Origin of the sequence: Fischerella muscicola PCC 7414, assembly GCF_000317205.1 — a bacterium.
GTDB classification, from domain to species: Bacteria; Cyanobacteriota; Cyanobacteriia; order Cyanobacteriales; family Nostocaceae; genus Fischerella; species Fischerella muscicola.
On sequence record NZ_AJLK01000203.1, the window covers coordinates 1 to 5,565 of the forward strand.

The following is a 5,565-nucleotide window of genomic DNA, read 5'->3' on the forward strand; positions in this document are numbered from 1 at the left end:
GGTCTTGTTGAGAATACCTGACCTATCTTTTTTTACCCCAAAACGGTCACACTCTTATATTTCCTCGGTTTTAGCCCCTTTGTCACCCCTTCAGCGCTGGGACTTTAATCTGAAGTCCGAAATTTGGAGCGATCGCAAACACCATGATCAGCTTTTTAACTGCCATTTTAATTGAAGTTTTCTGCGGTCAAGGTTTTCTCCACTAAGAGTAGATTTGGTCGTTTAAAAATCAGCTTGCTTAACCACCAAGATCCTAAGACATCAACGATTTCATCCTAGTAAAGCCGTAACTATATCTGTCTCTTCCCACGGCACGGTTCCCAGATCCATCCTACCAACATGACCGTAGACGGCTAATTTGCGGTAATATCCCCCTTTGGACATTGCAGGCAACAACCGCAAGTTAAATTTCTTAATAATTCCTGCTAGCCGAAAATCAAAATTCTTTTCCAAAAGCACCGTAATTTCTTCATCAGAAATTTTGCCTGTACCAAAGGTCTCTACCTGAATACTGACAGGTCTAGCCAGTCCCATTGAGTAAGTCAGTTGCACTTCACATTCTTCTGCTAAACCTGCTGCTACAACATTTTTCGCCGCATAACGCGCAGCATAAGCACCAACCCTATCTATCCGGGTGGGATCTTTGCCACTTAAAGCAGCACCACTGTGGCGAGAATATTCTCCGTAGGTGTCGATCGCATTCTTTCTTCCAGTTAACCCCGAATGTACAGAAGGTCCACCAATAGCAAAATGCTGGTTGAAGTCAATAAATATCCTCGTCTTTGCATCAGGCTGAAATTTTTCTTCTGCAAAGACATGATCAATAATCATCTCTTTAACTTCTTGCTGGAGTGTTTTCTCCTTATTCCTGTCTGATGTGGAAGTAGACTTTTTACTGGCTAGAATCGAGATACTGTGGATTCTGTAGGGTTTGCGATCGCGATATTCAATCCCGACTTGAGTTTTACCATCCGGTGCAATGTATGGCAGTATTTTCTCATGTCGTACAGTAGTTAGTCGTCTAGCTAATTGGTGCGCCAACCAGATCGGAAGTGGCATCAAAGCAGGAGTTTGATTGCAGGCAAAACCAAATACTGTCACCTGATCCGTAGCCGGAATTAACTCCATTTCATCATCCGATAATTTTCTTGCATCCCAATAACGATAGCTACTGGACTGTAATTCCTTAACACTAGTGACAATGCTGCAAGTTTTAGCATTAAAATCAGGTTCATCATACCCAACCTGCTCAATTACCTTTCTAGCTATTTTCGTAAAATCTACAACTGCATCCGATTCAAATCTCGCAGCAATGAATACCAGCGCCGTTGCTACAGCACATTCTGCAATCACATGAGAATAAGGATCTTTTTGGAGAAATTTATCAACAATTGCATCACTAATTTGATCACAAAGTTTATCCGGGTGTCCCTCAGTCACCGATTCCGAACTAAACATAAAATCTTTTTTCATATATTTAATTTTGTCTTAATTCATAACCAAAACTCTGCTTTCCCACCGAAGCTTTAATCGCCGGAAGCCGACGCACCCTTCACCGAAGCCGCGCAAAGCGCGTCTACAAACTTCTCTGTGCGTTTCAAATTTAATCCTAAATTTTGACGCCAAACCAGACTCAAAGAATTAACTCAGCCCTTTCAAGGTGACTCATAAAATCTCTTTTTTACTCTCTGCGCTCTCTGCGTTCTCTGCGGTTTAAAAGTTATTTAACCGCAGAGGCACGGAGAACACAGAGATAAGACCTTACAGAGAAGTTGATTTCGAGAATTTCCACCTTGAAAGGCTAGGATATTAACCTTAAACGTAAAGGTACGGCATTACCGTACCTCTACTAAATGCGCTATTGATTATCTTAATTAAGAGACAACAACAGCAACAGTTTGTAACTCAACTTCTTGTTGTTCTCCTGGTTCCAATACAGAGCTAGTAGCAGAGTCATCTTGACTACCAGCAAGCAGACGTGGTGAGTTGTGATCTCCTCGCAAATATCTAGTCGCGATTTCCTTTCTACCCTCGTTGAACAGGAATGGCAGGACAGCACTACTACCAATCACCGCAGTATCAACAAGATTGATCGGCGAGATTTGCAGTAGACCTTTGAGTCCAGGTACGATCGCAGCTAGGATCTGGAGAACAAAAGAGCCACCTATAGCTATATTTAAGTATTTATTAGGCGGCAGTTTTTGCTTACTGAAGATCGTGTGCGTTTGGGAACGACAGGTGAAGGTATGCAACAGCTGGGCCATTGTCAAACTCATGAACCCGATGGTGCTGGCTTGCGGGCCGAAGCCGTAACGACTGATACCATACCAGTAGGCTGCCAAGGCACTGGCAGACAATGCTGCTGATTCCACTAGGATTCTACCAAAGTCTGCATTTCTAATGATTGGTTCTTTGGGATCACGGGGTGGTGTGAGCAACACATCCGGTTCTGGTGCTTCCATCGCCAGGGCTAGGGCTGGGAAGATGTCTGAGACCAAGTTCACCCACAATAGTTGTATGGCTGTGAGGGGATGACCGATACCAGCTGTAGTTGCTGCTAACATCACCATGATTTCGCTGGCGTTGGTAGACAGCAGATAATGGACAGATTTGCGGATGTTGTTATAGATTGTGCGTCCGTGGCTGACGGCAATAATCATGGTTTCCAGATTGTCGTCTTCCAGGATGACGTCTGCGACTTCCCGGGCAACATCTGTACCTGTGTGTCCCATCGCAATCCCCACGTCCGCAGCTTTCAATGCTGGGGCGTCATTAATGCCATCGCCTGTCATGGCCACGACTTTGCCGCTACTTTGCAATGCTTGCACAACTTGTAATTTGTTCGCGGGACTGATTCTGGCGAAAACATGAACGCGATCACATAATCCTTTCATTACCTCTGGTTCGAGGTTGTTCAGGTGGGTGGAATCGAGAATTTGCAGTTGTTCGCCTTTGCTGAGATTTAGTTCTTTGCCAATAGCGTAGGCGGTTGGGCTTTGATCGCCAGTAATCATGACTGTATCGATCCCTGCTTGATGGAAACCTCCCATCAAATCTTGCACACCATTTCTAATGGGATCGATCATGCCGACCAATCCCAGCCAGATCAAGTCGCGAGTATGGATATTTTCGGAGTCATCAAGTTGGTAAGCAGCCCCCAATACCCGCAGCGCTTTACCAGCCATATCATCGTTGTCGTTTTCAATGGCTTGTCTGTCTGCTTCGGTAAGGGGGACTTTTTCCCCGTTTTTGATTTGCCAATTACACAGACTGAGAACTTCTGAGGGACTGCCTTTAACTGCGATCAACTTTTGCTGTTCATTAGGAGTGGCGTGCAGTGTCGCCATGTAATTGCGTTCTTGGGAACGGTGATTGATCTTCAGTCGCGGATAATTTGCCCGCAGACTAGGGACATTCACTCCTCCTTTAATCGCAACATCGATCAGGGCATTTTCAGTGGCGGAACCTCTGACGGTGTATTGATCACCTTCTTTTTCAACTTCGCTTTCGTTACACAGCGTTAAGACGTGAATCAGCTTTAACAGCTGTTCGTTTTCATAGGGATTAACCGCTTCGTTACCCAAGAGTAATTGGTCAGCAGATGCTTGGATACATTTGTTATCCGTACACAGTTCTACGACTGTCATCCGGTTAGCGGTGATCGTTCCGGTTTTATCCATGCAGATTGTCTGGACAGAACCAAGGGTTTCGACTGCATCCAAACGCCGAATCAGGACGTTGTGCTTTCTCATGTTAGCGATCCCCAGGGCCAGGGTTGTAGTCGCTACTGTGGGTAGACCTTCAGGTACTGCTGCGACTGCCAAGGAGATGGATGACTTAAGCATTTGTAGCAGAGTGTTACCACGCCACAGTCCGATCCCAAAGAATAAGGCACATACTGCACCTGATACCATGACTAGCTGGCTACCAGCTTGGTCTAGCTGTTTCTCCATCGGGGTTTCGGGCAATGTGGCTTCACTGACCATCATCTGGATCTTGCCCATTTCCGTGTATTTACCAGTGGCAACTACTACCGCCGTTCCTTGTCCACCGGTGACTAGTGTTCCCATGTAAACCATGTTGGTGCGATCGCCCAAGGGAATATTGTCACCAATTAGAGTATGAGCGGATTTACTCACGGGCATACTCTCGCCAGTCAGTGCCGACTCATCAATACTGAGGCGACGTGCTTCTAAAAGTCTGGCATCTGCTGGCACGTAACTACCAGGTTTGAGAATCAGGATATCCCCGATGACGATTTCCTGAGCGCTGATTTCTTGAATGTTGCCATCGCGGAGTGCAAATGCTGTGGGATTAACTAGATTCTTGAGGGAGCGAATCACCTTTTCGGAGTTGCTTTCTGTGGCGTAACCAATGGCAGCATTAATAACCACAACCCCCATGATCACCAAAGCATCTACTAAGCCGCCGGTAGCAACGGAAACGCCAGCAGCCACAGCTAAAAGTCCTACGGGTAAGGATTTAAACTGGTCAACAAACATACTTAACCCGGAGCGGGGATCTGCTTCTGGTAAAGCATTAGGTCCGTATTTTTTTAGCTTTTCTTGTGCTTTTTTGGTGGTTAAACCTGATACTTGAGAAGTTTTTAACTCGGTAATAACTGCATCAGTTGCTTTTAAATGCCAAGTCGTAATTTCTTGTTGGTGAGTACTAGCTGTCAGCTGATGAGATTTTTTGTTGCTTGCGGGTAAATTTTTCGGCTTTTTCTGAAATCGGTTGATTTTTTTTGCTGCCCCGACTATAGAGCGTTGACTTTGTTTGGCATACTCTATAACCAGGCGTTCAATCTGTGCAGCCAGCGCTAAAACACTATGTCCTGGTTGGTAGAACACCAGAACATTACCCGTAGAAGGATTGGCACTCACTTGTCTAATGCCCTGCGCCTCTGACAACTTCAACTCTAGGTATTTCTTGAGAGCCTCCGAACCTTGCAACCCATTGATTTTATACCTAGCCCTCCCCTCAACAGCAGTATGCAATGCACGAACAAGAGCATCCCGACTGCGACGGGAAAAGTTGCAGTGATTGTTCATTTCTTCATTCAGTTGTGAGAAAAACTACATTCACTCATGAACTTCTTATTGTAATGCTTATTCTAGCTTTAACCTAGTCTGAATGCAAAATCTTTAAATAACTTTATTGCCTTTGGTGGCAAATTGAGCTAAAGGTGCTATTTACGGTGATTTTTTTGTAAACGAAAATTAATCTCAACTTTAGGGGATCATGACCTCACCGAATCGACCTGAACCGTAGCTAAATTGGGAGCGATCGCCAAGCATTTGACCGTGTTTGAGTAGATGTATGCCATAGGCAAGCTGGGCTGGTTCCCAAGCCTCTAAGGCTTTTGGCACATTGTGATTATGTGTAATCAAAGCATCCGCAAGAGCGATCGCATTTGCCGCAGCTTTAGATGTGCTGGCTGCTGTATGGGGACGGGGAATGAAGGCAGCATCACCAACTAGTGCCACTCTTTCAAAGCTCATTTGAGGAATTGCCAAATCCAGAATTGCTTGCACAAATGGTTCCTCAGTAGCTGCAATTAGT

At 45.2% G+C, this 5,565-nt stretch carries 2 protein-coding genes and 1 pseudogene; all 3 read right to left on the bottom strand.

Features of this window, described 5'->3' with window-relative positions:
• Positions 1-270 precede the first annotated feature (270 nt).
• A complete protein-coding gene (metK, locus tag UYI_RS0130740) occupies positions 271-1,473 on the bottom strand; it encodes a methionine adenosyltransferase (RefSeq protein ID WP_016870525.1) in 1,203 nt (400 codons plus the stop codon).
• Positions 1,474-1,874: 401 nt separating this feature from the next.
• Complete coding sequence (locus UYI_RS0130745; protein WP_016870526.1) at positions 1,875-5,054, bottom strand: cation-translocating P-type ATPase; 3,180 nt, start codon at positions 5,052-5,054, stop codon at positions 1,875-1,877.
• 180 nt (positions 5,055-5,234) lie between these two features.
• Positions 5,235-5,565, bottom strand: a pseudogene (locus tag UYI_RS33785) (hypothetical protein); the annotation flags it as partial.

What these genes read in the sequence shown, in the direction of transcription:
- metK (WP_016870525.1), bottom strand. Translation starts at nt 1,473, where the DNA reads ATGAAAAAAGATTTTATGTTTAGTTCGGAATCGGTGACTGAGGGACAC.
- UYI_RS0130745 (WP_016870526.1), bottom strand. Translation starts at nt 5,054, where the DNA reads ATGAACAATCACTGCAACTTTTCCCGTCGCAGTCGGGATGCTCTTGTT.